This is a genomic window from Streptomyces sp. M2CJ-2 (assembly GCF_016757295.1).
Classification (GTDB): domain Bacteria; phylum Actinomycetota; class Actinomycetes; order Streptomycetales; family Streptomycetaceae; genus Streptomyces.
Map to the genome: position 1 here is coordinate 41488 of NZ_JAESIF010000007.1, position 26450 is coordinate 67937.

At 72.5% G+C, this 26450-nt stretch carries 25 protein-coding genes and 2 pseudogenes; 13 read left to right on the forward strand and 14 right to left on the reverse strand.

The genetic code is table 11. From position 1 onward, the window contains the following. Complete coding sequence (locus JL475_RS08825; RefSeq protein ID WP_202276885.1) at positions 1-1938, reverse strand: glycosyltransferase family A protein; 1938 nt, start codon at positions 1936-1938, stop codon at positions 1-3. Between the two features lie 466 nt (positions 1939-2404). Between JL475_RS08825 and JL475_RS08830 the strand changes: the two genes are divergently transcribed. Beyond that, on the forward strand, positions 2405-2908 hold the full coding sequence (locus JL475_RS08830; RefSeq protein WP_202276886.1) for a metallophosphoesterase: 504 nt from the start codon (positions 2405-2407) through the stop codon (positions 2906-2908). Positions 2909-3177: 269 nt separating this feature from the next. Here the strand turns inward: JL475_RS08830 and JL475_RS08835 are convergent, their stop codons facing one another. Continuing rightward, positions 3178-3543, reverse strand: a complete 366-nt coding sequence (locus tag JL475_RS08835; protein ID WP_202276887.1) for a nuclear transport factor 2 family protein — start codon at positions 3541-3543, stop codon at positions 3178-3180. Between the two features lie 122 nt (positions 3544-3665). Beyond that, a complete protein-coding gene (locus tag JL475_RS08840; protein WP_202276888.1) occupies positions 3666-5420 on the reverse strand; it encodes an ABC transporter ATP-binding protein in 1755 nt (584 codons plus the stop codon). Positions 5421-5596: 176 nt separating this feature from the next. Here JL475_RS08840 and JL475_RS08845 point away from each other — a divergent pair, with 176 nt between their 5' ends. The 4 genes from JL475_RS08845 (at position 5597) to JL475_RS08860 (ending at position 9214) form a co-directional block, all read left to right on the forward strand. Further along, on the forward strand, positions 5597-6685 hold the full coding sequence (locus JL475_RS08845) for an S-(hydroxymethyl)mycothiol dehydrogenase (protein ID WP_202276889.1): 1089 nt from the start codon (positions 5597-5599) through the stop codon (positions 6683-6685). After that, positions 6685-7314, forward strand: coding sequence for an MBL fold metallo-hydrolase (locus JL475_RS08850; RefSeq protein ID WP_109378641.1), 630 nt, complete (start codon positions 6685-6687; stop codon positions 7312-7314). Before JL475_RS08845 ends, JL475_RS08850 begins: the two co-directional genes overlap by 1 nt. Positions 7315-7442: 128 nt before the next feature. Then, positions 7443-8369, forward strand: coding sequence for an SDR family oxidoreductase (locus JL475_RS08855; protein ID WP_202276890.1), 927 nt, complete (start codon positions 7443-7445; stop codon positions 8367-8369). Between the two features lie 47 nt (positions 8370-8416). Next, the gene (locus tag JL475_RS08860) at positions 8417-9214 is read left to right on the forward strand and encodes an SDR family NAD(P)-dependent oxidoreductase (RefSeq protein ID WP_202276891.1); all 798 of its coding nucleotides are present in this window, start codon (positions 8417-8419) and stop codon (positions 9212-9214) included. A gap of 52 nt (positions 9215-9266) precedes the next feature. Here the strand turns inward: JL475_RS08860 and JL475_RS08865 are convergent. After that, positions 9267-10193 (reverse strand): annotated as a pseudogene (locus JL475_RS08865) (gfo/Idh/MocA family oxidoreductase). A 323-nt stretch (positions 10194-10516) separates the two neighbouring features. Between JL475_RS08865 and JL475_RS08870 the strand changes: the two are divergent. Further along, positions 10517-10702, forward strand: coding sequence for a hypothetical protein (locus JL475_RS08870; RefSeq protein ID WP_109378756.1), 186 nt, complete (start codon positions 10517-10519; stop codon positions 10700-10702). 52 nt (positions 10703-10754) lie between these two features. Here JL475_RS08870 and JL475_RS08875 read toward each other — a convergent pair whose 3' ends face one another. Further along, positions 10755-12110, reverse strand: a complete 1356-nt coding sequence (locus JL475_RS08875) for a S1 family peptidase (protein ID WP_202276892.1) — start codon at positions 12108-12110, stop codon at positions 10755-10757. 200 nt (positions 12111-12310) lie between these two features. Between JL475_RS08875 and JL475_RS08880 the strand changes: the two genes are divergently transcribed. Next, positions 12311-12697 (forward strand): PPOX class F420-dependent oxidoreductase, encoded by a 387-nt coding sequence (locus JL475_RS08880; RefSeq protein WP_202276893.1) that lies wholly within the window; start codon positions 12311-12313, stop codon positions 12695-12697. A gap of 28 nt (positions 12698-12725) precedes the next feature. Here the strand turns inward: JL475_RS08880 and JL475_RS08885 are convergent, their stop codons facing one another. Continuing rightward, positions 12726-13148, reverse strand: coding sequence for a Zn-ribbon domain-containing OB-fold protein (locus JL475_RS08885; protein ID WP_202276894.1), 423 nt, complete (start codon positions 13146-13148; stop codon positions 12726-12728). Positions 13149-13383: 235 nt separating this feature from the next. Between JL475_RS08885 and JL475_RS08890 the strand changes: the two genes are divergently transcribed. Continuing rightward, positions 13384-14235, forward strand: a complete 852-nt coding sequence (locus tag JL475_RS08890) for a hypothetical protein (protein ID WP_202276895.1) — start codon at positions 13384-13386, stop codon at positions 14233-14235. A 73-nt stretch (positions 14236-14308) separates the two neighbouring features. Beyond that, positions 14309-15082 carry a peptidoglycan-binding protein gene (locus JL475_RS08895; protein ID WP_202276896.1) on the forward strand — a complete coding sequence of 258 codons (774 nt, stop codon included), beginning with the start codon at positions 14309-14311 and terminating at the stop codon, positions 15080-15082. A 33-nt stretch (positions 15083-15115) separates the two neighbouring features. On the opposite strand, the gene JL475_RS08900 is transcribed toward JL475_RS08895, so the two are convergent. The 5 genes and pseudogenes from JL475_RS08900 to JL475_RS08920 form a co-directional block, all read right to left on the reverse strand. Next, on the reverse strand, positions 15116-15493 hold the full coding sequence (locus JL475_RS08900) for a hypothetical protein (RefSeq protein WP_202276897.1): 378 nt from the start codon (positions 15491-15493) through the stop codon (positions 15116-15118). Positions 15494-15820: 327 nt separating this feature from the next. Beyond that, entirely contained in the window at positions 15821-16738 is a 918-nt protein-coding gene (locus JL475_RS08905) for a MurR/RpiR family transcriptional regulator (RefSeq protein WP_202276898.1), read from the reverse strand. Between the two features lie 152 nt (positions 16739-16890). Further along, a pseudogene (locus JL475_RS08910) lies at positions 16891-18484 on the reverse strand (ArnT family glycosyltransferase). A 230-nt stretch (positions 18485-18714) separates the two neighbouring features. Beyond that, positions 18715-19218: a GNAT family N-acetyltransferase gene (locus JL475_RS08915; RefSeq protein WP_202276899.1), complete on the reverse strand. Its 504-nt coding sequence runs from the start codon at positions 19216-19218 to the stop codon at positions 18715-18717. Positions 19219-19353: 135 nt separating this feature from the next. Then, positions 19354-20016 (reverse strand): nucleoside/nucleotide kinase family protein, encoded by a 663-nt coding sequence (locus tag JL475_RS08920; RefSeq protein ID WP_202276900.1) that lies wholly within the window; start codon positions 20014-20016, stop codon positions 19354-19356. A gap of 60 nt (positions 20017-20076) precedes the next feature. Here JL475_RS08920 and JL475_RS08925 point away from each other — a divergent pair, with 60 nt between their 5' ends. The 3 genes from JL475_RS08925 (at position 20077) to JL475_RS08935 (ending at position 23088) form a co-directional block, all read left to right on the forward strand. Beyond that, positions 20077-20847 carry a beta-phosphoglucomutase family hydrolase gene (locus tag JL475_RS08925; RefSeq protein WP_202276901.1) on the forward strand — a complete coding sequence of 257 codons (771 nt, stop codon included), beginning with the start codon at positions 20077-20079 and terminating at the stop codon, positions 20845-20847. Between the two features lie 140 nt (positions 20848-20987). Continuing rightward, on the forward strand, positions 20988-22499 hold the full coding sequence (locus tag JL475_RS08930; RefSeq protein WP_202276902.1) for a hypothetical protein: 1512 nt from the start codon (positions 20988-20990) through the stop codon (positions 22497-22499). Between the two features lie 124 nt (positions 22500-22623). Further along, positions 22624-23088, forward strand: a complete 465-nt coding sequence (locus tag JL475_RS08935; RefSeq protein WP_202276903.1) for a DUF5709 domain-containing protein — start codon at positions 22624-22626, stop codon at positions 23086-23088. 106 nt (positions 23089-23194) lie between these two features. Here JL475_RS08935 and JL475_RS08940 read toward each other — a convergent pair whose 3' ends face one another. The 3 genes from JL475_RS08940 to JL475_RS08950 form a co-directional block, all read right to left on the reverse strand. Further along, positions 23195-23401 (reverse strand): hypothetical protein, encoded by a 207-nt coding sequence (locus JL475_RS08940; protein WP_202276904.1) that lies wholly within the window; start codon positions 23399-23401, stop codon positions 23195-23197. Between the two features lie 193 nt (positions 23402-23594). Further along, a complete protein-coding gene (locus JL475_RS08945) occupies positions 23595-24800 on the reverse strand; it encodes a glycoside hydrolase family 64 protein (RefSeq protein ID WP_202276905.1) in 1206 nt (401 codons plus the stop codon). Between the two features lie 265 nt (positions 24801-25065). Then, a complete protein-coding gene (locus JL475_RS08950; RefSeq protein WP_202276906.1) occupies positions 25066-25968 on the reverse strand; it encodes a Gfo/Idh/MocA family protein in 903 nt (300 codons plus the stop codon). A gap of 197 nt (positions 25969-26165) precedes the next feature. Here JL475_RS08950 and JL475_RS08955 point away from each other — a divergent pair, with 197 nt between their 5' ends. Beyond that, on the forward strand, positions 26166-26426 hold the full coding sequence (locus tag JL475_RS08955) for a DUF5133 domain-containing protein (protein ID WP_202276907.1): 261 nt from the start codon (positions 26166-26168) through the stop codon (positions 26424-26426). The last annotated feature ends 24 nt before the right edge of the window (positions 26427-26450 follow it).

The window sequence follows — 26450 nt, forward strand, 5'->3', positions numbered from 1 at the left end:
TCATCGCCTTCCGCCGATCAGCGGAGCCACCCGCCTCCGGGCGGCGCCGAGCACCCGCCGCGCCCTGCGCACCAGCTTCCGTACGGCACCGGGGCGCGGAATCGGCACCACCAGCACCCCGTTCCCGCCGGTGCGGAGCGCGAACGGCAGCCCCTCGAAGCGTGGTTCGGCGGCGTCCGGGGCCAGGCAGAGCGCGACCCGCCAGACCCCCCGGGGGAGCCCCGAGGGCAGCGTCGTCTCCAGCCGCGACCCCGGCCGTTCCGGCTCACCGGTCAGCGTGCCCGGCGCGTACAGGGTGCGGCCGCCGGACGAGAACCGCAGCCGCACCCCGGTGCCGTCGCCGACGTGCAGCGGCACCCGGGCGCGCAACCGCGACCCCGAGACCGTCACGTCCGGCCGCCGCACCTGGCCGAGACCGAGCCGCCTGCCCCGGACGGCGACGTCCAGGGAGAGGTTGCCGTGCGGCTCCGTCCAGTACGGCAGGAACGCCCGGCCCGCGGCGACGCCCGCGTACGGCTCGGGGCGGTCGGCGCGCGGGGCCGGGCCGAGCCGGCACTCCTTGGTCCAGCCGCCGAGCCTGACCCGTACGACGGCGTCCCAGGCCCCGCCACCGGGGAGCGTGCCCGGGTCGACTTCGGCGGTCGCACGCAGCACCAGCCGCACCCGCTCGCCGTCGTCGACGGGCACCGTCTCCCGGGTGAACTCCACGGGCTGGAAGTACTGGGCGGAGCTGGCCCGTTCACGCAGCAGCAGATCCGCCGTGGCCTGGTCGAAGCGGGCCGCGGTCTGAGCACCGACCCACGCCACCGCCTCCTCCACGTTCTTCGGCGTGTCGGTCAGCGGAGCAGGAGCGGCATCGGCGGGGAACGTCATCGGCGCGCCCGCGGAGACGTACTCGGCAGTGAAGCCGAGACACAGCGAACCGCCCTCCCACTGCACGCCCGTGGGCGCAGCCGTCGGCGCGACCCCGGCCTCCCACTCGGCGAAGGCCACCACGTCGTCGTACCGGTCCGCCGCCGTCAGCGAGGCGACCACCTGCTGCGTCGGCTGCAGTCCGGCCGCGACAGCCGGGCCGAACCGCTCGACGACCACCTTGTGGATCTCCGCGAACAACTCCCTGCGGTAGTCGTCCGGCAGCGCCAGCAGCCGCCGGGCCCGCAGCCGCTCCACCATCTCCACCCGCAGCCATCGACGGAACAGCCTGTCACGCACCGGGCCGGGCTCGGTGTACCGCTCGACCACGTCGAGCGCCTCGCGGAGGTTCTTGAAGTAGCCCACCGGGTCGAAGCGCTGGAAACCGGCGTTCGAGGCGTCGTCGCGTCCGATGTGGTAGTAGCAGACGTAGTCGCTGAGCACGGAGACGTTGGCCGCCCGCAGATACGCCTCCGCGACGAAGACGTGGTCCTCCAGGCGCCGCCGCCCTTCCGGGAAACGCAGCCCGATGTCGTCGAGGAACGCCCGGCGGAACATCTTGTGCGGGGTGAGGCTGTCGATCAGCGGCGCGTTCTCCACCGTGGCGCGCGGATGGTTGCGGCGGAACAACTCCACCGGCACACCGCGGTTCTTGCCGGCCATCTTGCCGACGACGACATCCGCGCCGTTGGCCACGCCGTAGGCGTACATCCGCTCCAGGGCCTCGTCGCCCAGGTAGTCGTCGTTGTCGACGAACATCACGAACTCGCCCCGGGCGGCGGCGATCCCGACGTTGCGCGGCTTGCCGGGCCAGCCGGAGTTCTCCTGGTGGATCACCCGCATCCGGGGGTCCCCGGCGGCCAGCCGGTCGAGCCGTTCCGGAGTCCCGTCGGTGGAGCCGTCGTCGACGAAGATCGCCTCGTAGGAGTCGGGCGGCAGCGACTGCCGTTGCAGGGAGGAGACGCAGTCCTCGATGTGGATCCCCGGGTTGTAGACGGGAATGATGACGCTGACCTTGACCGGCATATGGATTTGTGGCCCTTCGGGTCGCTTGTCGTCGAACGGGCGGCTTGTTCTGCGCTGCCCGATCGTAACTCCGCGGCCACCGTGGTCTCACCTTTCAAACGCCGTCGAGACCGTGCCGTGATCGCCCCTTCCGGACCGCGCCGATCGGCGTGGCCGAGCGCCCAGTTGGGCGTGGCGACACACGCCGCGCCGAGCGCGGCCCGGGGGCGGGCCCCAGGGCCTGTCCGGCGGATCATGCCGCAGACGCGGGGTCCGGCACGCACTCCCCCAAGCTCTTCGAGCAGGGGCCCCAGCCGCGTTGTCGTCACTCTCCCCGCGCTCGGCTGCTCCCCCACTCTCGGCTTCGCTCGAGCGGGAGGGACCCCCATGCGCGGGGGCACCCCCATCGCCCCGCTCACCGGCGCTGATGAGGGGGCCGTCGCTTTCCTGCGACGTGATCCGCCGGACAGGCCCTAGTGTGCTGAACGTGCGACTGCTCCTGATGTCCGACACCCACCTGCCCCTGCGGGCGAAGCGGCTGCCCGAGCCCCTGCTCGACGAACTGCCGCGGGCCGACGTCGTGTTCCATGCGGGGGACTGGGTCGACACGGCCACGCTCGACCTGCTCGAGAGCCGCAGCCGCCGGCTCGTCGCCGTGTACGGGAACAACGACGGGCCCGAACTGCGCGCCCGTCTGCCGGAGATCGCGTACGCCGAACTCGACGGCCTGCGCTTCGGCGTGGTCCACGAGACGGGTCCGGCGAGGGGCCGGGAGGCCCGGTGCGCCGCACGCTTTCCCGACCTGGACGTACTGGTCTTCGGGCACAGCCACATCCCGTGGGACTCCACCGCCGCCACGGGGCTGCGTCTGCTCAACCCGGGTTCACCGACGGACCGCCGCCGACAACCCCGTCACACTTATCTCACCGGCACGCTCACCGACGGCCGGCTCGGCGATCTGGAACTGCACCGGCTGCCACCACGCCGGTGACGTCGGCTCCCGGGGTGTCCGCATCGGTCGGGCACCCCCGTGACCGGGGCCCTACGGGCCGGGCCGCTTCGCTTCGGTGGAAGCGGCCCGGACGCTGCGAGTAGTTGCTCTGTCACGGACCTCCTTCCCGCGATCGGAGGTGATACGAGCCCGCTTACCCACCCCGGCCGGGTTCACACACCTTTTTTGTCTCATTCCTCGAGTTTCTCGAGTTTCTCGAGTTTCTCGAGTTCGTCAGGTTCGTCAGGTCCGGCGTCGCCTGCGGCGGGTCACTCGTCCCAGGCCTGGATCATCGTCTGCTCGGTGATCTTGCCGTCCCGCAGCGAGATCATCGATTCCGAGAGCACCCGCACCCCGTCGGGGTACTCGCAGCTCTCGCTGTACGCGGCATGATCGCCTTGGACGACGCACCGCTCCAGCCGGTGCGTCATGTCACGGCTGTACACGTCGTCGAGCATGGCGGCGATCTCGTCCCGGCCGTGCAGGACCTTCGGGTGGCTGGGCTGGGTGTTGCGGTCCACGATGCGCAGTTCGGCGTCGTCCGCGTAGAGCGAGACCATGGGTGCCGACGACTGCGCCTCGATGCCCCGGCGCAGTGTGTCGGTGCCGAAACCGGCTTCTGCCGAGGTTGTCATGACGGCCTCCTTGGAGGGCCCGGCCCGGTCCCGGGCGGGCCGCACCGGGCCTCTCCTACGAGACTCCTCCGGCCCTGTGGGCGCCGCAAGCCCGGCCCGAGCGCGACAGTCGCCGGGAGGGCTCACCCGCTCGTCGCCAGGAACTGCGTCGCCGCCAGCTCCGCGTACAGCGGATCGGTGGTCACCAGCTCACGGTGGGTCCCGACCGCACGGACCCGGCCGGCGTCCATCACCACGATCCGGTCGGCCATCGTCACCGTGGACAGCCGGTGCGCGACGACCAGCACCGTCGTCGTACGGGCCACGTCGGCCACGGTGTCCCGCAGCGCCGCCTCGTTCACCGCGTCGAGCTGCGAGGTGGCCTCGTCGAGCAGCAGCAGTCGAGGGCCGCGCAGCAGCGCGCGGGCGATGGCGACCCGCTGGCGTTCCCCGCCGGACAGCTTGGTGCCGCGGTGTCCGACCAGCGTGTCGAGCCCGTCCGGGAGCCTGGCCACCAGTCCGCCGAGCCGGGTCGTCTTCACCACCCGCGCCACGGCGTCGTCGTCCGCCTCCGGGTTCCCGAGCAGCAGGTTGTCGCGGAGGGAGCCCGACAGCACCGGAGCGTCCTGTTCCACATAGCCGATCGAGGACCGCAGCTCCGGCAGCTCCCAGTCGGCCAGATCGCGTCCGTCGAGCGTGATCACGCCCGCGTCGGGGTCGTAGAAGCGTTCGATGAGGGAGAAGACGGTGGTCTTGCCCGCACCGGACGGTCCCACGAACGCGGTCATGCCCTGAGCGGGCACGGTGAACGTCACCCCGTGGTGGACGTACGGCAGATCGTCGGCGTAACGGAAACGCACGTCCGCGAAGGCGAGCGCGGCGGGAGCGGCGCCCGGTGCCGGCAGGGGCGCGGCACCGGCCGCCGGCTCGGCGGGCAGCCGCAGCGCCTCCTGGATGCGCGCCAGCGCGGCGCTGCCCGTCTGGTACTGCGTGATCGCGGCGACGACACTCTGGATCGGAGCCATGAGATAGAAGACGAACAGCAGGAACGCCACCAGCGTGCCGATGTCGATGGCGTCCGTCGCCACCCGCGCGCCGCCCACCGCGAGCACCGTGATGAACGAGACCTGCATCGCGAGCCCGGCCGTGTTGCCCGCCGCGGCCGACCACCCGGCGGCGCGTACGCTCTGCCGCCACGACTCCTCGGCGGCCTCGTGCAGCACGCGCTCCTCCCGCGGCTCGGCCCCGGACGCCTTCACCGTGCGCAGCGCGCCCAGGACCCGCTCCAGCGAGGCACCCATCACGCCGACCGCGTCCTGCGCCCGCCGGCTGGCCCGGCTGATGTGGGGCACGATCACGCCGAGTACCGTGCCCGCACCCACGATCACGGCGAGGGTGACCGCCAGCAGCACGGGGTCGACGAAGCCCATCAGCACGACGGTCGCGATCAGCGTGAGGCCGCCCGTGCCGAGGCCCACCAGTGAGTCGGTGGTGACCTGGCGCAACAGTGTGGTGTCGGAGGTGATGCGGGCCATCAGGTCGCCGGGCTCGCTGCGGTCCACGGCCGTGATGCGCAGCCGCAGCAGGTACGACGACAGCGAGCGCCGCGCCCCGAGCACCACCGACTCCGCGGTGCGCCGCAGCACGTACGACCCCAGCGCGCCCAGCACGGCGTTGGCGACGACGAGCGCCGACATCAGCAGCAGCGCGCCGGTGATGGCCCGGTCGGCCGACAGGTCGTCGATCAGCTCCCGGGCGACCAGCGGCAGCATCAGCCCGGTCGCCCCCGTCAGCAGGGACAGCGCGGCCCCGCCCAGCAGGGCCCACCGGTGAGGTCGTACGTATCCGAGGAGCGCCCGCCAGGCGGGCGGACCGGTCTTCTGCGCTGCGATGCTCACGTCGCTCCCTGGGCGTCGGACGGAAGGCTCAGGCTACGTCGCAGGGGGCGGGCCGTGACAGGGCGGGCGGACCCGCACAGGCGCCGCGACCTGCCACGGAGCCCACCGGCCGAGTCACCGGAAGGTCGCGTAGGGTCTCAAGGGGATGTACACCGGAAGATGAAGGAGCCAGCACCATGGCGCAGGAAGTGCGCGGCGTGATCGCACCGGGCAAGGACGAGCCGGTACGCATCGAGACGATCGTCGTACCCGACCCGGGGCCGGGCGAGGCGGTCGTCCGCATCCAGGCCTGCGGTGTGTGCCACACCGACCTCCACTACAAACAGGGCGGCATCAGCGACGACTTCCCCTTCCTGCTCGGCCACGAGGCCGCGGGCGTGGTGGAGTCGGTGGGCGACGACGTCACCGACGTCGCACCCGGTGACTTCGTCGTCCTCAACTGGCGTGCGGTGTGCGGCAAGTGCCGCGCCTGTCTGCGCGGACGCCCCTGGTACTGCTTCGACACGCACAACGCCAAGCAGAAGATGACCCTCGCCTCGACGGGCCAGGAACTCTCCCCGGCCCTGGGCATCGGAGCCTTCGCCGAGAAGACCCTCGTCGCCGCCGGACAGTGCACCAAGGTCGACCCCGAGGTCGCCCCGGAGGTCGCCGGCCTGCTGGGCTGCGGCGTGATGGCAGGCATCGGCGCCGCGATCAACACCGGCAACGTCGGCCGTGGCGACAGTGTCGCCGTCATCGGCTGCGGCGGCGTCGGCGACGCGGCCATCGCCGGGGCCCGGCTCGCCGGAGCGGCGAAGATCATCGCCGTCGACATCGACGACCGCAAGCTGGAGACCGCCCGCTCCATGGGCGCCACCCACGCCGTCAACTCCCGTACGTCCGACCCCGTCGAGGCGATCCGCGGACTCACCGGCGGCTTCGGCGCCGACGTCGTCATCGAGGCCGTCGGCCGCCCCGAGACGTACCAGCAGGCCTTCTACGCCCGCGACCTGGCCGGCACGGTCGTCCTCGTCGGCGTGCCCACCCCGGAGATGAAGCTCGAACTGCCGCTCCTCGACGTGTTCGGCCGCGGCGGCTCCCTGAAGTCGTCCTGGTACGGCGACTGCCTGCCCTCCCGGGACTTCCCGATGCTCATCGACCTGCATCAGCAGGGCCGTCTGGACCTCGGCGCGTTCGTCACCGAGACCATCCAGCTCGACGAGGTGGAGAAGGCCTTCGAGCGGATGCACAAGGGCGACGTCCTGCGCTCGGTGGTGGTGCTCTGATGGCCGCCCGTATCGAACACCTCGTCACCTCGGGCCAGTTCAGCCTCGACGGCGGCACCTGGGACGTCGACAACAACGTGTGGATCGTCGGCGATGACCACGAGGTGATCGTCATCGACGCCGCGCACGACGCCGACGCCATCGCCGAGGCGGTGGGCGACCGCCGGTTGAAGGCGATCGTGTGCACCCACGCGCACAACGACCACATCGACGCCGCTCCCGCCCTCGCCGAGCGGACCGGGGCCAAGATCTGGCTGCACCACGACGACCTGCCGCTGTGGAAGCAGACCCACCCCGACCGCGACCCCGACGCCTGGCTGGTCGACGGTCAGGTGATCGAGGCGGCCGGCGCCGACCTCACGGTGCTGCACACCCCCGGGCACGCGCCGGGCGCGGTCTGCCTGTACGACCCGGGCCTGGCCACCGTGTTCACCGGAGACACCCTCTTCCAGGGCGGACCCGGTGCCACCGGCCGTTCGTTCTCCCACTTCCCGACGATCATCGACTCGATCCGCGACCGGCTGCTGACGCTCCCGCCGGAGACCGAGGTCCGCACCGGCCACGGCGACTCGACCACCATCGGCGCGGAGGCGCCGCATCTCGAGGAGTGGATCGCCCGCGGCCACTGACGCCCCGGTCCCGGCGCCCCGCGGAAGACGCGCCGGGAAACCGGGAAACCGGAAAAGGCGACAGAGGATGTCCGGCTTACCCGTCACCCTCGTAGCGACAGCAGATCGCGGGTGACGGGAGGCCGGACATGGCGGGGCAGTGGGCAGCATCGTTGAAGGGCAAGGTCGCACTGGTCGCCGGGGCGACCCGGGGAGCCGGACGGGGCATCGCCGTCGAACTGGGCGCGGCGGGTGCCACCGTCTACGTCACCGGACGCAGCACCCGCGAGCGGCGCTCCGAGTACGGCCGCCCCGAGACCATCGAGGACACCGCCGACCTGGTCACCGAGGCCGGCGGCCGGGGCATCGCCGTCCCCACCGACCACCTGGACCCCGCCCGGGTCAAGGCCCTCGTCGACCGCGTCGCCGACGAGCAGGGCCGCCTCGACGTCCTCGTCAACGACATCTGGGGCGGCGAGCACCTCTTCGCATGGGACACCCCCCTCTGGGAGCACGACCTCGACAAGGGGCTGCGCCTGCTCCGGCTCGCGGTGGAGACCCACGCCGTCACCAGTCACCACGCCCTGCCGCTGCTGCTGCGCCGCCCCGGCGGGCTGGTCGTCGAGGTCACCGACGGCACCGCGGAGTACAACCGCGACACCTACCGGGTCTCCTTCTTCTACGACCTGGCCAAGACGTCCGTCCTGCGGATGGCCTTCGCCCTCGGTCACGAACTCGGTCCGCGCGGCGCCACCGCCGTCGCGCTCACCCCGGGCTGGCTCCGCTCCGAGATCATGCTCGACGAGTTCGGCGTACGGGAGGACAACTGGCGGGACGCCCTGACCCGCGTTCCCCACTTCGCCATCTCGGAGACCCCGCGCTACGTGGGCCGGGCCGTCGCCTCCCTCGCCGCCGACCCGCGGGTGTCCCGCTTCAACGGCACCTCCCTCTCCAGCGGCGGCCTCGCCCGGGAGTACGGCTTCACCGACCTCGACGGCAGCCGCCCGGACGCCTGGCGTTACCTGGTCGAGGTCCAGGACCCGGGCAAACCCGCGGACACCACCGGCTACCGCTGACGTCCCGCCCCTCCCCGGGTGGTCGCCCGGCGCAGTAGCGTTCCCGCATGACGACGGACACAGGGCGCTTCGCGGGATACGGCATTCTGATCACGGGCGCGGCACGCGGCATCGGGGCGGCGACCGCCCTGCGGTTCGCACAGGAGGGGGCGCGCGTCCTGGTCGCCGACGTGGACGGCGCCGAGGCCGGGCGCACCGCGTCGGCGCTCCGCGAGCGAGGCCTGTCGGCCGAGGGCGTCACCTGCGACGTGGCGGAGCGCGCGTCGGTCGAGGCAGCCGTCGCGCACGCCGTGGACACCTTCGGCTCACTCGACGTCCTGGTCAACAACGCCGCCCACTGCACACCGGACGCCCCCCTCTTCGAGGACGAACCGGACCGGGCCTGGGCCCGCGACCTCGACATCACCCTCACCGGCGCATACCGCTGCTGCCGCGCCGCGCTCCCGCATCTCGCCGCCTGTGGCCGGGGTGCCGTCGTCACCATCGGTTCCGTCAACGGCATCCAGGACTTCGGCAACCACGGCTACAGCGCGGCCAAGGCGGGTCTGGCCTCCCTCACCCGTACCCTTGCCGGTCACGCCGGGCCCCGGGGCGTCCGGGTCAACCTCGTCGCTCCGGGCACGGTGCGCACCAGGGCGTGGGCGGGCCGGGACGAGTCCCTCGCGGCGGTGCGCGGGCTCTACCCGCTGGGCCGGGTGGGCGAACCGGAGGACATCGCGGCCGCCGTGGCCTTCCTCGCCTCCCGCGACGCGTCGTGGATCACCGGCACCACCCTGGTGGTCGACGGAGGTGTCACGGCGGTCAACTCGGGATTCCGTCAGGCGCTGGCGGGGCCGGAGAGCTGAGCCGGACACCCGGTGCGGCGGGGCCCGGCTCACGGGCCGAAGGTCCGGGAGGTCAGAGGACCGGGGCGTCGCCGAAGTCCGGGGTCTCCAGCCTGGCGCCGCCCTGCAGCGCGGACCGGTGGGCGATGATCCCGTGCAGCGTGCAGCGTGCAGCGGGCGGCGACCCAGGCGTTCACCGGCGGCAGGGTGCGGGTGTTCACCGCGGTCACGAAGTCGTCCGCGAGGAAGTGGTGGCTGCCCTCGTGGCCGTTGGCCAGGTGGTCGAACGCGCGTGGGAGCCGGGCCCGGTCGTGCACCGCCGCCGAACCGGAGGTGAAGGCGGCGCGCAGTTCCGGCGCGATGTGCTCGAGGGAGGGATCGTCCGGGGACAGCGTCGGCTTGGGCTCCAGCAGTTCGGTGATGTCCTGGACCCCGCTCCTGTCCTGCCACAGCGCGACCGTGGCGAGCTGCTCCATGCTCGCCTCCGTGCCGAAGAAACGGAACCGCGATTCCCTGATGTGCGAGGGACAGCCGACCCGCCGGAACTCGTTCGTGCGGAACGCGCCGCCGCCCGCCACCTCGAACAGGGCGGTGGCGTTGGAGAAGTCGTTGTCGAACCGGCTGATCTCCCTCTCGAAGACGCCGTCCCCGCGGTCGTCCCTGACACCGGTCGCGCAGACCCCGACCGCGTGCGTCCGCCAGGCCCCCAGCACCCCGCCCACCGCGTGCGTCGGGTACAGCATCGGGGGAAAGCCGGCGGTGGCCTTCCAGTTGTCGCCGCCGCTGTACCGGTACGCCTCGTGGAAACCCAGGTCCATGTCGTGGACGTAGTCGCCCTCGGCGTGGAACAGCCGCCCGAAGGCACCGGTGGCGAGCCGCCGGGCCCGTTCGGGCAGCAGGCCGGTGACATGGGTGTCGCCGACGCCGGGTGCGCCTGGAACAGGGCGGCGAACCGGCCCGAGAACTGGCCGGCGCCGACGATACCGAGCGAGAACGTCATGGCGAGCGTGCCCTTCACCGGGAGTGAACGAGGTCGACCCGCGACGCATGGGCGGTGAGCGCGGCCGCGGTGCCGTGCGGAGTGCCGGAGAACACGATGCCGTAACGGTCCTCGTTCTGTGGGCACTTGTCCGACGCCGACCCGTTCACGCAAGCCGTCGGAAGAAGCGGGCGAGGCGGGCCGCGAAGGGGCGGGCGGCGGTCCGGGACGTGAACTCGCCCACGTTGCACGGCAGATGGACGTGATCAGTAACACTGTCCGGTGTGCCTGGTATGCCGGGCCTGCTCGTTGTTACTCACGCGGCTTTCACATCCGGGGGCCGTATGCTTCACAGCATGTCCACCACTCTTGAACCCTCCTCCGAGCGATCGGCTGCCGAGGTCAACGAGGAGATTCGGGCCCTGTGGCTCCGGTCGGGCGGGACACTGAGCGGCGAGCAGCGCGCGGAGTACCAGCGGCTCGTCCAGGAGTGGGCCTCGGCCCTCCCGCGGCGGGCCGAGGCGGCCTGAGCGCCGCACAGGCCCGCTGCCCCTCGCCCATGCTCCCACCCCCGAACGGGGCCTAGCCCCACGTCGCCGAGTAATGGCGCCGGTACGCCTTGCGGTCCTGCTCCGTGCGGATCCAGCGGGTTGCCACCAGTGCCACCAGACTGCCCCCGATGACCAGCGTGCCGGGGCCGACCGCACGCGGGTCGGCCAGGCGGGACAGCGCGGTCGACGTGGCGGCCTCCGTCGCCGACGAGCCCGGTGACGCGGCGTCCGGCGCCACCGCGCCCTGCGTCGCCGGCGGAGTCGCCGTGTCCGAGCCGTCGCCGGCCTTCGGGGCCACGATGAGATCCACCTTGAGCTGCGACAACGCCGTCGTGACCGGCTGGAAGAACGTCGTACCGCCCGCCTGCCGGCAGTCACCGCTGCCGCCCGACGTCACACCGAGCGCGATGCCCTCGGAGAACATCGGGCCGCCGCTGTCACCGGGTTCGGCGCACACGTTGGTCTCGATGAGGCCGCTGACCGTGCCCTCCGGGTAGTTCACCGTCGCGTTGAGCGCGGTCACCTCCCCGTCGCGCAGCCCGCTGGTGCTGCCGCTGCGGAAGATCCGCTGGCCGACCTCGGGGTCTCCCACCCCCGTGATCCGCACGCCCCGTCCGTCACCGATCGCCACCACGCCCGCGCCCTCGCCCGCCCGGCCGCCGTCGTACTCGATCAGGGAGTAGTCGTCGCCGGGGAAGCTGCCGCCGACCGTGGTCCCGACCTGCTGCCTGCCCCGGTCGTCGGCGAACCAGACGGATCCGTCGGGTCCGCAGTGCCCCGCCGTGAGGATGAAGTCCCGCTTGCCGTCGGTCACGTTGAAGCCCGCGGAACAGCGCCCGGCGGTCGACAGGATGGGCACGGCCCCGTTGAGCAGGGTGGTGAAGGTGCCTTCGGTGCGCTCCATGCGGACGAATCCGCCCACCCCTTCCGCGACCCGGGTCAGGTCGGACCAGTCGTCCGCGGACACCGTGCTGTCGCCGCGGACCACCACCTCGTTGGACCGGTAGTCCATGGACCAGGCCGTTCCGGGCACGCGTGGCGCCGAACGCAGAGTCCGCGTGGCCGACTTCAGGTCGCGCATGCTGTGGCGCACCATCTTCGGGTCGGCGCCGGCCTGCCGTACCTCGGCCGCCGCCTTCTCGTCGGTGACCGCGACGACCGTCCGCCCGTCGGCATCGAGCCAGCTGCCCGCCGTGCGGGAGGCGCCGAGCCGGGAGACGAGTTCGGCGCCGGGGCCGGTGGCCTCCTCGGCGGCGTAGGGAACCGTGTCCGGCTCCGGTGGCTCACTCGCGACGGCACGGGTCACCATCGTTCCTCCGAGGAGGAGTCCGCCGACGGCTGCCAGCCGTGTCACTCGCCGGACGACCCGTCGTCGTGCGTGCCTCATGCATGACTCCCGAACCAGAACAGCGCGGTGCGAACACCGCGGGGCCTCCCCTGAGTCGAGTGCCCTCTCTCCATACGCGCGCGGGCCCCGTCGTGTTCACCGCCGACGTGATCCGAAAACACGCGGTCGCGTCGCCCGGCTGTGTGCCCGCCGGACGGGCCCCGGGAGGGAGGGCGCGGGCAGGTTCTAGACTGCCGGGTATGGGCGGCACGTCGTGGGAGCAGCTCGGAGCGGGAAAGTACCTGTTGGTCACCAGCTACCGGCGCAACGGAACGTCGGTGGCCACCCCGGTGTGGGTGGTGCGGGACGGGGGCGCGCTCGGGGTCTGGACCGTCGCCGACTCCTGGAAGGTGAAGCGCATTCGCGCCCGCGCCGACGTCCTGGTCGGCCCCTGCGACATACGGGGCAACCCGACCGGCGACCAGCTCCCGGCCACCGCGGAGATCTGCGACCGGGCCACCACCGCCCGCTATCGCGAGCTGATCGCCCGCAAGTACGGTCTGACGGGGCGGCTGACGCTGCTCGGCAGCCGCCTGCGCCGGGGCCGGGACGGCACCGTCGGAATCCGCATCACCCCGACTGCCTGAACGGTTTTGAGCGGTGTCCGGTGGGGCGTCAGGTCCAGGCCCGGTAGGGCTCGTCGACCAACTGGAAGACCGGTTCGCCCCGTACGGGGTCCTTGGCCGTGGACAGCCGTACCCGGTCGCCGCCGTGGATGCCGATGGGCGGGCCCATGACCCGGCCGCGCACGACGAAGCCCTCGGCCATCTCGATCAGGGACACGTTCCGGGCCGCCGGCGTGTTGCGGTGCACCACCGTGGAGTGGCGGACCATTCCGACGCCCGTGCTGCGCTCCGTGCGCAGGTCGCTGCCCTGGCAGACGGGGCAGAGCAGCCGCTGGTACACGGCGGTGCCGCACCAGGTGCACCGCTGGAAGGTCATGGCCTCGACGGAGGCGGAGGTGCCGCTCTGCGATTCGAGCAGGCCCGTCGCGGAGCCGGCTGCCTGCTGAGCCACGTTTCCTGAGTGGTGATACACGCTGGTCAACTCCCTGCACTCGGCCGGAAATCCCACGTGCGCGGTCGCCCGGCACGCTCGTGCCGGTCTGTCGCAGCACCGCGCACGGCCACAGAGTATGGCACTCAGTGCCGCCAGTAAAGGCACTCAGTACCACAATCTTTGCATGTGGACGTGCCCGGTGTGCCCCGGCGCCGTACCCAGGAGCGGGTGCCGTTCATATGATCAGGGCGCCGTCGTCCCCGAGGAGTCCCGCATGGCACCCGCGCGTCCCCGCCTCCGAGCCCGCCCCCGTCTTCTGTACGTCACCGACCTGGCCTACCCGGCCCGTGGGCGCCGCTACGGCGACGAGGACGTCTTCCTCACCTCCCGGCTGCGCGAGGACTTCGACCTGGCGCTGTGTCACCCGCGGGACGCCGCCGCACTGCTGGACGGCTTCGACGCCGTCGTGGTCCGCAACAGCGGTCCCGTGCTGTCGTACCAGGACGCCTACCGGGCCTTCCGGGAACGGGCCACGGCGACCGGCACGCCGGTCTACAACCCGCTCACCGGCCGGGGCGACATGGCCGGCAAGCGGTACCTGCTCGAACTGAGCGCCGGCGGCTGCCCGGTGATCCCCACCGTCGACCGGACGGAGGACCTCGACCGGCTGCCCGCGGCGGACCGGTACGTGGTCAAACCCCTGCTCGGCGCCGACTCCATGGGGCTGCGCATCGTCGCCCGGGGCGCCGTGGACAGCCTCGTCGACGGCAGCGTCCTGGTGCAGCCGCACATCGACTTCGCCTACGAGGTCTCCTTCTACTTCGTCGACCACGACTTCCAGTACGCCCTGTACGCCCCGCGCACCGACCGGCGCTGGCAGTTGGAGCCGTACCGGGCCGGCCCGGGCGACCTGGAGTTCGCCCGGCGGTTCGTCGAATGGAACACCCTCGACCACGGCATCCAGCGGGTCGACGCCTGCCGCGCCCCGGACGGTGAACTGCTGCTGGTCGAACTGGAGGACCTCAACCCCTACCTGTCCCTCGACGCCCTGGACGAGGCGTCCCGGGAGACGTTCGTGTCCGCCATGACGGCCTCCCTGCACCGCTTTCTGCGTGCCGCGGGCTGAACCTCCGCCGCTTGCCTCCCGTATCCCTCCCCGTGGGCGGCTCCGCCCTCGTGCGGAACGGAAGGAGAGCGGCATGCCGACGCCGTCCGACCCAGGGCAGTCGCACGACGGCCCGCCACTGGAACCCGTCCGCGTCCTGCGACCACGCCGCACGGACGCGCTCGCGGAGATGTTCCGGGAGTTCGAACGGGAGAAACGGGAGAAACGGGAGGGGTGGGAGGGATGGGAAGGCGGGGGAGACTACGAGTCCGTCACCCTGCCCCGGCCGCCGACCGGTGCGGAGGACGAGACACAGGAACTCCCGCCGGTCGCCCCCGAGCCGGACGGCCGGCCACCGGCGCCCGCGTCCGGCCCGGTGCACGGTCCTGGGCGAAGCCCCGCACCCGGACCGGCGGCGCGGCGTGCCGCTGTGGCGGTCGCCTTGGCCGCGGCGGCGGTGCTCGGGTTCGGCGGCGCTGTCCTGTTTCTCGGCTTTCTGGGCTTTCTGGGCTTTCTGGGTTCTCCGGGTTCCCCGGGTTCTCTCGGTCACGACACCGACGACCGTGCCGCCACCGGCGCCCGCCCCTCCGCGAGCCCTCCGGTGAGCGCGCCCGCCACGCCGTCCGAGCCGGCTCCGGCAGGTCCCGGATTCCTCAGCGAGGGCGATGCCGGGCCCGAGGTGACCGAACTCCAGGAACGGCTCCTGCGCATCCCGGACGTCTACCGCGACGGTGCCACCAGCGGCCGCTACGACGCCACCCTGGCGGCGGCCGTCGCCCGTTTCCAGCTCTGGTACGGCATCCAGGGCGACGAGACCGGCGTCTACGGAGACGACACCCGCCTCGCGCTGGAGTCCCGTACGGGGTGACGCCGGGCGCCGGCCCCGCACGCCCCGTCGTGGTCAGCGACCCGATTCCAGCAGGGCCCGGGTGACCGCGCGCACGCTGCGCGCGATGTGCTGCAACTGCGTGACCTCGGCCGCGTACAGCTTGATCGTGTGCTCGATGACACCTTCGTGCAGGCCCAGCCGGGGCAGATCGGCCCGTGCGGTCTGCAGGGCGGTGCGTGCCACCCGGATCTCGTGCTCGACCTGGATCTGGGCGTGCCGGGCCAGCAGGACGGGATGCCGGATGAACGCGGGATAGCTCGCGTAGCGCGCGGGCACCAGCTCGCGCAACCACTTGGCCGCCGAGCGTTCCCAGTCGTAGCTGCCGGGTGCCTTGACCTGGCAGGGCCAGTCCGGACTGCTGAGGCGCGTGGACGTCACAGTCATGATCATCGCTTCCGGGTGTGCGGCGTCGTAGGGGTGCACGACGGGGTGGGGCGGCCCCGAGCCAGGGGAAGGCCGGGGGCTGCCGCGGGCGGCCGGGCAGGGGCTGCCCGGCGGGCCCCCTGGCCGTCGGAGCGGGTAGGGCCCTGCGGCCGCGGGCGTTCGGGGCGTGGATCGCGGTCCGGAGTGGACGCGTTGCGACCCGGGAGCAGTATTTATATATGCCATCTGCTTTGCAAGGAGTATGAAAACATTCATGCGTGCTTCAAAGGGGAGGTGCGCTTGCCGCCCGCGCACGTCCGTGGCCCGCGGTGAGGGTCGGCGACCGGCCGCCGCTCAGTCCCTGAGGAAGAACTGGTGTCGGTCGGCTACCTGTTCGTACTCCTCGAGCCGGGCCTGGGTCCGCTCCGGGTCCGCGTCCGTCATGGCCTGGAGCAGCGCCGCGCACATCACGCCCGGAGCGGCGTAGGAGTCGAACACCAGGCGTGACCCGGTGCCGGTGGCGAAGGTGACGTCGGCTTCGTCGGCGAGGGGGCCCAGCGCCAGATCGGTGATCAGCGCGACCTTCAGCCCGGCACCCCGGGCGACCCGCATCGCCGTCAGGGTCTCCTGGGCGTGCCGGGGCATGGAGAACGCCAGCACCCAGGTGCCGCCGGCCTCCCGTGACTGCAGGAGCGCGTCGTAGGCGACACTGCCGCCCCGGGTCACCAGCCGGACGTCCGGGTGGATACGGCGGGCGGCGTAGGCGAAGTACTCGGCCAGCGAGACGGAGATGCGCAGTCCGAGCACGGTCAGCGGGGCGGACGCCGACAGCGTGCGGCCGATCTCGATGACCCGGTCGGCGTCGGCGAGGTCCCGCCGCAGGTTCTCCAGGTTCTCGAGCTCGACGTCCACCGCCGCCTGCAACTCGTTGCCCCGGTGCTCCTCCGCGGGTCCGCCGGGGAGCGTGCCGAGGGCGATCGCCTGGAGCTTCTCCCGCAGCGCGGGGTACCCGCTGAACCCGACGGCCGAGGCGAAGCGGGTCACCGAGGGCTGGCTCACCCCGACCCGCTCGGCGAGGTCCGTGATCGACAGGAACGCCGCCTCGGTGATGTGCTCGATCAGGTACTGGGCGATGCGCCGCTGCCCCGGGGACAGCCGGGGCCGGTCGAACAGCGTGCGGAGTTGGGACGTCGGGGACACCTCCGTGTTCCGGACCGCCTTCCCCGAGGTGATCGCGGATGCCTGGGCGCGTGCCTGCTGCGGCGATGGCACCGGGGCGCCTCCTTCGTCTCCCACGAATGTTCAATTTAGCTCACACACGGTGGCGACCAGGCTTGAGCGATACCGGGCAACACCGAGCGGCACAGGGCGATACCGAGCGATACCGAGGGCTGCCGGGCGGCCGGTGTTCGCACGGGCCCGCGTCACCGCCGGTAGAGGGTGATGGAGTGGCCGACGTCGTCGACCGGGCGGCTGCCGTCGAGCAACTCGGCCAGTCTGCCGGTCGCCTTGGCCGCCGCCGAGTCCGACACGGCCAGCACCCCGTGCACCCGGCCCGATGGCACCCGCAGCGGATCGGCGGCCCGGATGCCGTAGTACGACGGCACCCCGCTGCCCTTGTACACCAGCCAGATCCGCTCCCCCCGGTACCGCTCGCGCAGTCGGTCGGCGAGTCGGCCGAGATCCTGGCCCCAGTCCACATTGGAGTCGTGCAGCCGCAGCCGCGTCTTCGCCGGGCCGCCGAAGGCCTCGTTGGAGTACGGCAGACAGTACGGATACGCCCGCAGCGAGCCGACCGCGACGAACACCACCAGCACCGCGGTGACCACCGGCACCCACCGCCACCGCAGGACGAGCACGCACCCCGCCGCCACCGCGAGGAACATCGGAAGGAACAGGGCGTACCGCGTGCCGAAGTCCCGGCTGCCGTACATGGCGGCGGTCAGCAGCACCGCCGGAGCCGCCGTCAGGTAGGGCGCCGCGGGCCGCAGCCGCCGTCAGGTAGGGCGCCGCGGGCCGCAGCCGCCGCACCGCCGTCACCGCGACGGTTCCGGCGGTCCACAGCGCGAGCGCGCCGAGCGGCGTTTTCACCAGCAGCGCGGCCGGCAGGTAGTACCAGAGGGAGCCGGTGTAGAGCCGGCCGAAGAGGAATCCCTTCCAGGGGCGGTTCTCGAGGGCGAACTGGATGCGCATGCCGTCCCGGTAGGGCTCGGGGAACGGCAGCAACTCCACGACCAGACCCCGCAGTCCGTGCACCACGGGCACCTGCTGCGGGTCCCAGCGCAGCCGCGGATCGACGACCAGATAAGTGGCCCAGACGACGGTGACCGCGACCAGCCCGACGACGGACGCCCCGGCGAGCGCCCGCAGCAGTCTGCGCCCCGTCGCCTCCCTGGACGCGTACCGGACCGACACCGCGGCGAGTGCGAGCAGCACCGGAACCACGGGCAGCGTGCTCATCTTCGTCGCCAGCGCCGCCCCCGATGCCGCACCGGCGAGCGGCAGATGGAGCCGGGGCCGCAGCCGGGCCCGCCACAGCAGCCACACCGAGGTCAGGACGAACCCGGCGGCCGCTACGTCGAGCGTCGCCAGTGAACCGTGGGCGATCACGTCGGAGGAGAGGCAGTACAGCGCGAGCGCGACCAACGCGCCCGCATCACCGGTGAGTTCGCGGGCGAAGGCGAACGCCACGAGCCCGAACAGCAACGTCAGCGCGATCACCGGAAGACGGGCCCACAGCATCAACCGCCATGGGTCGTTGCCCGACTCGTACAGCAGCTGCCGACCCAACTCGCCCTGGTTCCCGCGGAAGCCGGGATCGAGGTGCGGATCCGCGACCGTGACCCCGGTGGCGACCACCAGCTTCCCGAGCGGTGGATGCTCGGGGTTGTACCGCAGGCTGTGCTCCTCCAGATACACGGCGGCCGTGCCCACGTACACCGGCTCGTCGATCGTCGGAGTCTGCCGCACGGCGGCGGTCACCATCGCGGCGGCCATCTGCCCGAGCAGCAGCACCATCACCACGGCCACCGGCCACCGCCGCCCCGGGCCGACCGGGCGGACCACGGCCGGCACCGCCGGCCCGGAGCCACGCTCCCCCTCACCGGGCGACACCCGCTGCTGCCCGCGCCCCACCGGAAGACGGCTCATACCGCTCCACTCTCGCACCGCCGCACCCCGGCCGGGCGCCAAGCGGCCGGTGAGGCGCGCCGCTCCTTCGGGCAGACCCGGGGCACGCCCGGTGCGTGTCAGCCGGCGCGCCCCACGAGGACCGGCGCGTGAGCGGCGAGGTCCGCCAGCGGGGCGCCGCTCAGCCGACACACCGTCCAGTCGTTCAGGAACTCCGCCCCGAGTGACCGGTAGAAGCCGATCGCCGGCTCGTTCCAGTCCAGCACCACCCACTCGAAGCGCTCGAAACCGTTCTCCCGGCAGATCGCCGCGAGGGCGGCCAGCAGTGCCTTGCCGTGCCCGGCGCCCCGGGTGTGCGGGCGTACGAAGAGGTCCTCCAGATGCATCCCCCGGGTGCCGGTCCAGGTGGAGAAACGCGGGAACCACAGGGCGAAGCCCACGATCCGGCCATCGGCGTCGTCCTCGGCGATCAGGGCGGACGCGGCGGGGTGCGCGCCGAACAGCGCCTCGCGCAGCTGCTCCTCGGTGGCGCGGGACTGCTCGGCGGCCTTCTCGTAGGTTGCGAGTTCGTGGATCATCGCACGGATCTCGGGGACGTCGTGCTCGGTGGCGGTTCGGATCATGGACCGGAGCATGAATCACCGGACCGCGCCGTGTCCATCGGGAAAGCCCGGTGGACGGCCCGAGCCGTTCGGGCCGCCGCACGCTTCGAGGACCTCAGCCGGTCGCGTCACCGGCCGTGCCGGGCAGCAGCACACTCATGCCGCGGTGTCCGTGCGGGGCACCGCGGACGTCGGGACCACGAGGTCGGCGCGGTGCCGGGTCGGGGCGATCAGTTCGGCGTTGGGCTGGTCCGAGCGAAGGGCCCAGGCCACCGCCTCGTCATGGCGCTTGCCGAACTCCTCGTGGCGGGCCACCAGCCGGCGCAGCCGCTCCTTCTCGTCCAGCTCGCAGAACCACACCTCGTCGAGCTGCGGCCGGACCCGGGCCCAGGCACCGGTGTCCAGCAACAGGTAGTTCCCCTCCGTGACCACCAGCCGGGCCGTCGGCGGCACCGGCACGGCACCCGCGATCGGCTGCTCCAGCACCCGTTCGAAGCCGGGCGCGTACACGACGTCGTCGTACGTCTCCTCACGCAGGCGTCGCAGCAGCTCCGCGTACCCGGCGGCGTCGAAGGTGTCCGGGGCGCCCTTGCGGTGCCGGCGGCCGAGCCGGTCCAGTTCGGCGTCGGCGAGGTGGAAGCCGTCCATGGGGACGTGCGCGACCCACGGCTCCCCGGTGCCGTTCAACTCCCGCACCACGTGCCCGGCGAGCGTGGACTTGCCGGAGCCCGGGCTGCCGGCGATGCCGAGCACCGCGCGCCGGCCGACCCCGGTGAGGGCGCGGGCGCGGCTGAGGAGATCGTCGAAGGTCGGTGTCACACGGACGAGTGTGTCACCCGCGCTCCCCGTGTTCGCCGCCGAGCGGGGAAGGAGTCCGGTATGACGGATCTGGGTCTGCCCGAAAACATCCTGGCCTGCCTCTTCGACCTCGACGGCGTCATCACCAGGACGGCCGTCGTCCACGCGGCGGCCTGGAAGGAGATGTTCGACGCCTTCCTGCGCGAGCGGGACGGCGCCGGCTTCCGGCCCTTCGACGCCGGTGCCGGTGACTACGCCAAGTACGTCGACGGCCGTCCGCGGGCGGACGGCGTACGCACCTTCCTCGCCTCCCGGGCCATCGAACTGCCCGAGGGGGAACCCGGGGACCCGCCCGACGCCCCGACCGTGCACGGGCTCGGCAACCGCAAGAACGAGCTGCTCCTGGAGCGGATCCGCACCGGCGGTGTCGACGCCTACGACGGCACCCTGCGGTACATCGAGGCGGCCCGCGCCCGTCGGCTCCGCACCGCTGTCGTCTCCGCCAGCGCCAACTGCCTCGACGTGCTGCGCGCCATCGGTGCCGAGCACCTCTTCGACGTCCGCGTCGACGGCGTGGTCGCCGCCGAACGCGGCCTCCCGGGCAAGCCGCGCCCCGACACCTTCCTTGCCGCGGCCCGGGACCTCGGTGTGCCTCCCGGCCGGGCCGCCGTGTTCGAGGACGCGCTGGCCGGCATGGACGCGGGCCGCGCCGGTCGCTTCGGATACGTGGTCGGCGTGGACCGCGTCGGCCGGCCGGACGCGCTGTACGCCCACGGCGCCGACCGGGTGGTGACGGACCTCGAGGAGCTTCTCGGGGAACCGGGGGAGCGGCGGCCCCCACGGGCGGGTTGAGGCGAACGGCCGTACTCCGCTCCACCTGTCTGCCCCTTGCGGGTTAACTTGTCCGCATTCGTACGGTTCACGCGGTTCATGAGGTTCGCACGGTTCACCCGCCGGCGTCTCGCCGGAGCAAGGGATGCAAGGGACGGACGATGCCCGACGGAAGCGATCTCCTCCTCACCGGAGGACGGCGACGCGCGCACCCGTCCCCGGGCGTGTCCCGTCCGGCCGCCGGAACCGCACCGCTCGCGGTCCTGGCCGCCGTCTTCACCCTCGCCCAACTCGTCCTCGTCCGCCCGGACCTGGGACTCGGCTGGGACGAGATCGTCTACGTCAGCCAGGTCACGTCCCACCACCCGGCCGCCTTCTTCAGCGCCCCGCGCTCCCGCGGCGTCTCGCTCCTGGTGGCGCCCGTCGCGTCCTGGTCCTCGTCCACCGTCCTGCTGCGCGTCCACCTCGCCCTGCTCTCCGGCCTCGCCCTGTACCTGGCGCTGCGCGCCTGGCGCGGTCTGTTCCCCACCCGCGTCCTGGTCACCGCCGGAGCCTTCTACGCCTCCCTGTGGGTGACCCTCTTCTACGGCCCCCAGGCCATGCCCAACCACTGGGTCGCGATCGGCGCCCTGATCATGGTCGGCTCCTTCCTGCGGTACCGCGCCGACCGCTCGGCGCGCGGCGCGCTGTGGGGCGTCGTGGCGGGGGCCGCGCTGATGGCGTGGATGCGGCCCACCGACGCCGTCTGGGTGACGGCCCCCCTGTTCGTCCTCGCCCTGGCCGGCCGTCACTGGAGGCTTCTGCTCGCGTCGGCGGCGGGTCTCGCGGCGGGCGCGGTCGACTGGGTGGCGGAGGCCTACACGGGATACGGCGGCCTGGGGGAGCGGCTGGCCGAGGCCTCCCGCATCCAGGGCGGGCTCGGCTGGCACATGGCCGTCGACGATCAGCTGCGCAGCCTGGGCGGACGCGGCCTGTGCCGCCCCTGCACCGGGCCGATGCCCCATCCGGTGACCACCCTCTGGTGGTTCGCCCTGCCCCTGCTCGCCGCCGTCGGACTGGGCGTCGCCGTACGGGCCCGGCGTGTCCTGCGTACCGCGATGCCGCTGGCCTGCGCCACCACGGCAGCCCTCCCGTACCTGTTCATGATCGGGTACGCGGCACCCCGCTTCCTCCAACCCGCCTACGCCCTGCTCGCGATTCCCGTCGCCGACGGACTGTGGCACCTGGCCGGGAAACCGGCCGGGAAGTGGCGCCCGGCCGGGAAGTGGCGCCCGGTCGCGGCGGCACTGGTCGCGCTCGCCCTGGCCGGCCATCTGGCGGTGCAACTGGCCGTCCTGGTGCACACCGTCGACCGCAACACCGAAAGCCGCCGGGACTGGACCCGCGCCGCCGGCGAACTGCACCGGCTCGGCGTCCGCCCGCCCTGTCTGATCACCGGCCACGAGGCCATCCCCGTCGGCTACTACACCGGCTGCTCCTCCGGCGAGACCAGCGGGAACAACGAGAACATCACGGTGGCGGAGATCCTGCGCACCGCGGACCGCGTCCCCGTGGCCGCGCTCACCGGCCCCGGCGGCGGCCCACCCGACTACGCACGGCCCTGGCCGGTCCACCGGGTCGGCGACCTCGAGGTCCGCATCGCCCCGACACCCCGGCAGAGCGCCTCCGGCTGAGGCCCGGACCGCCGGGACGCGGCAGGGACCCGCACATCGGATCGGGGTTGGGCGGCGCACAACGGGAAACGCGGATCCGACACCTGAGAGGAACGAGTCGACACAACGTGACAGGGAGGACACCATGGGTACCGATCCGATGGCGGACGACGTGTACCAGCCCACCGGAGGCAACGAGGAGCAGGAGGACGCCGCGCCCCTCGACCGGCAGAACGCCGTCGACGAACGGACCTATGACGACATCCTGGACGAGGGCTACTCCCCGCCGGAGAAGCCGATCGGCGTGACCCGGCACGGCACCACGGCCGCCGAACAGCACGAGGGCGAGACCCTGGACGAACGGCTGGCCCGGGAGGTGCCCGACACGTCCGCGCCCGGCGGGGACGGCGTGGGCGACCTCCCCGGGGGCGAGGGCGAACCGGTCGACCCGGAGGCCGGCACCGAGCGCGCCGGACGCCTGGTCGCCCCGGACGAGGGCGTCCGTGCCGACAGCACGAAGGAGACCGTCGCCGAGGACGTCGGCATCGACGCGGGGGCCGCCGGCGCGGAAGAGGCCGCCATGCACGTCGTGGAGGACGAAACGGCTTAGCCGGAGAGCCGGGACGGGGATCGGGGGCAGAGCCGGGACAGGACCTGACCCGATCCGCCCCGGCCTGATCGGGCCCGGCCTGCTTCGTCCTGGCCGGGCCCGGGGTTCAGGGAAGCATCTTGTCCAGTGCGGCGGGTCCCTCCTCCGCCAGTTTGCGCTTGGCCCATTCGAGATTCTGCGGGGTGAGGTCCTTGCCGGAGGCAAGGACGAGGTCCTCCGGCGACACGTCGGTGCCGGTACGGGCGTGGAGCAGGCCGTCCGGGGTGGTGCGGTCCTCGGACGGCCTGGACTCCTCGGGCTGTGACGTCGACATCTTCTGGCTCCTCGGGTCCGGACGCTGTAGCGGCCCCGGTGCGGTCATCGGGTCCGATATCACCATTCAACGCGGGAGCCCGCCGTGCATCCGGAACACGCGGGGCACCGCCTCGAAGGGCCGCTTCTCACGTGCAGGGGTACCTTCCCCGGCCCGCGGAAAACACTGTGAGGACCGCCCGCCCGGACAGGCCCTAGAAGGGCGACAGCGTCAGGCGCAGGCCGGTGGGGGCCGTGTCCTGGATGTAGGAGGCGAAGTCGGCGACGTCGTCGAAGGCGAAGCCGTACGCCTTTCCGTCCTCCGTGGCCGTGTGCACGGCCTTGGAGTAGTGGTTGGTGAGCCCGGTCCGGTAGAAGACCGAGGCGTCGGCCGTCGGCTGGTCGGGGTGGCTGAGCAGCGTCGAGCGGTTGAAGCCGGCGCCGAGCACGGCGGCGACCGGGCCGGTCGTGCCGTCGTTGGGAGCGGCGAGCGCGCCGTCGCAGAAGAGCACGTCCCGCGTGGACGGCTTGCCGAAGGAGACCTGGGCGGGCCCGTCGAAGGTGAACCGGTCGCCGCGCACCCGGCCGGTGAAGGTGCCGGCGTCGGTGGTGACCTTCAAGTCCCGGCCGGTGTAGGTGCTCCACACCTCGTCGATGTACGGGGCGAGGTAGTCCTCGGCGAACAGGCCCGAGTCCAGTCCGTGTCCCGGCGCGATGATCCGGGTGTCGTCCACGACGAGCCGCGAGAACGCCTCCACCTGCCTGATGGCGTCGAACACGGCGCGGCGGCCCCCCTCGCGGAAGGTGCCCGTGGTCCGGTCCCCGGAGCCGGTGAGCCGGATGTTCAGCGGCACGCTGAACATGTCGACCATCGTGGTGTTGCAGAACATGCCCGCGGAGTTGTGGGTGAACTCGGCACAGTCGTGCAGCACACCGTAGTTGGGGTCCGAGGTGACCCAGCCCGCCGGGTACTGCAGCGCCGCGTTGCCGTTGCCGTCCGCGACGGCCTTGAACTTGAGCTTCCCGCCGAGGGCCACGTAGACGCGGCCGGACATGTACGGCAGGGACAGCCTGGTCTCGCCGCTGCCGGCCAGGCTGATCGCGTAGTCGGTGAAGCCGTCGGCGCCGTTGTCCGACAGGGCGATCGGGGCCGGCGTGCCGTCGGGGGTGACCCGTACCTGACGGCCGCCCTGGTTGCCCACGATGTAGAGGTGCACGCTCGCGTTGTCGAAGGAACCGCTGTTGTTGACGACCGTCAGCGGGAGGGAGCCCGCGGCGGCTGCGGCGGCCTTCGTGCCGGTGGGCGACTCCGCGAGGGCGTGGGGGGCGAGCGCGGCGACGGCGGGCGCGGCCACGGCTGCCCCGCCGAGGGCGAAGAGGACCTTCCGGCGGCCGGGGGAACGCTGATGACGGGGAGTCATGTGGGGGGTCTCCTGAGGTGATCGTGGGGGTTCTGGACGGCGTCGACCCGGCCTGGGACCTCGGGGGTAGAGCGCTCCAGGGGTGAGAGCGCTCTCAGGCCGTGCGTCGGCGCCGACGCACGGCCTTGATGGTACGGACCGGAACGACCCCCGCCAACGGGTCCGACTTGTCCCTCGAACCGCCCTGACCAGCGGTTACTTGAACGGCGTGGGAGAACCCCGCGATTGCTTAAGCGCTTCTTAAGCGTCGTTTAAGCCGGAGAGGTCAGAGGCCGGGCCGGCCCGTTCCGCCGTCGAGCAGGGTCTCCGCGGTGGCCAGGATCTCGGTGACGCGGAGCGCGAACGCGGCGTCACAGGGGTGCGGCCTGCCGGTGTCCGCGGCGGTGAGGAGCGCGTCGACGGCCCGTCCGAGGGCGGGGACCGCCCCGTGGGCCGTCTCCGGCAGGACGGTGACGCCGGACTTGCCACGAAGTTCCACGGTGGCGCCGGCGGCGGCCGGGGGCGCGGTCAGGCTCAGGGTGAGGGCGCTCGAAGCGTCGCTCGTGTGCTCCAGTACGAGATGGACGGTGTCGCCGGGGCCGTGCGCCGCCGCCGACACCCGCCGGGCGTCACCGAGCAGGGGCAGCAGTACGGACAGGGCGTGCGGGCCGACGTCCCACAGCGCGCCCTTCTCCCGCCGCCAGGGCGAGGCCGCGAACGGGCTGTCGCCGGAGGTGAACACCGACCCGAGCCACTCCGCCCGCGCGGTGAACCAACTGCCCACGCCCGCCTGTTCGCTGATCCACGCGGCCGGTTCGGGCTGGAAGCGGGTGGTGAAGAAGACCACGGAGGCGACCTGCGTCTCCTCGACCGCCTCCGCCACCGCCCGCCCCTGCGCCACCGTCGGGGCGAGCGGCTTGTCGAGCAGCAGATGACGCCCCGCCCGCGCCGCACGGACCGCGAGACCGGCCTGCACGTCCGGCGGCAGGGCCACGGCGACGGCGTCCACGTCGGCGATCAGTGCGTCGACGTCGTCGTACGCGCGCGTGCCGTGCCGGTCGGCCAGTTCCTCGGCGGCGTCGAAGCGGCGGCCCCACACGCCGACGAAGTCGAGGTCCTGGTGCCCGCTCAGCGCAGGGGCGTGTGCCATCTGCGCCCAGGGGCCGGTGCCGAGCAGTCCGATACGCATGCCGTCGCTTCTCCCGTGCCGTGTCCGCCGCCGGCCGGTGGTGCCCGGCCCGATGTCGGCCCGAGCGTGTCACACCGGCCGGGGTGGCGGGGCACCGGGTTCTCGCCGATTCCGACCAGTTGAGCAAATGGGGTGAATGTTTCGGTGTGATCCGGGTAGGCGCCCGTCACACTCAGAGATCAGAGAGAGGCGCTTTCGTGCTGGTACCGGATCCCAAGAGGGTCAGACAGTTGCTGACGCGTTACGCGACGCTGCGGATCGCACAGGCGGAGCGGTACTCGCCCGTCGCGGCGCGCGAGCTGGAGGACATCACGTACACGCTCTGCGTGATGACGGGAACGGCAGGCATCCGCGAGGCCGTCGCCCGCGCGGACGCGCTGCTCACCGGGGAGCGGGCCGCGGCGGACATCCGGACCACGGGCGCGGACGACGAGAGTGGCCGGACCCTGGTCGGGTGACGGCTCCCGGGCCGTATTCCGCCG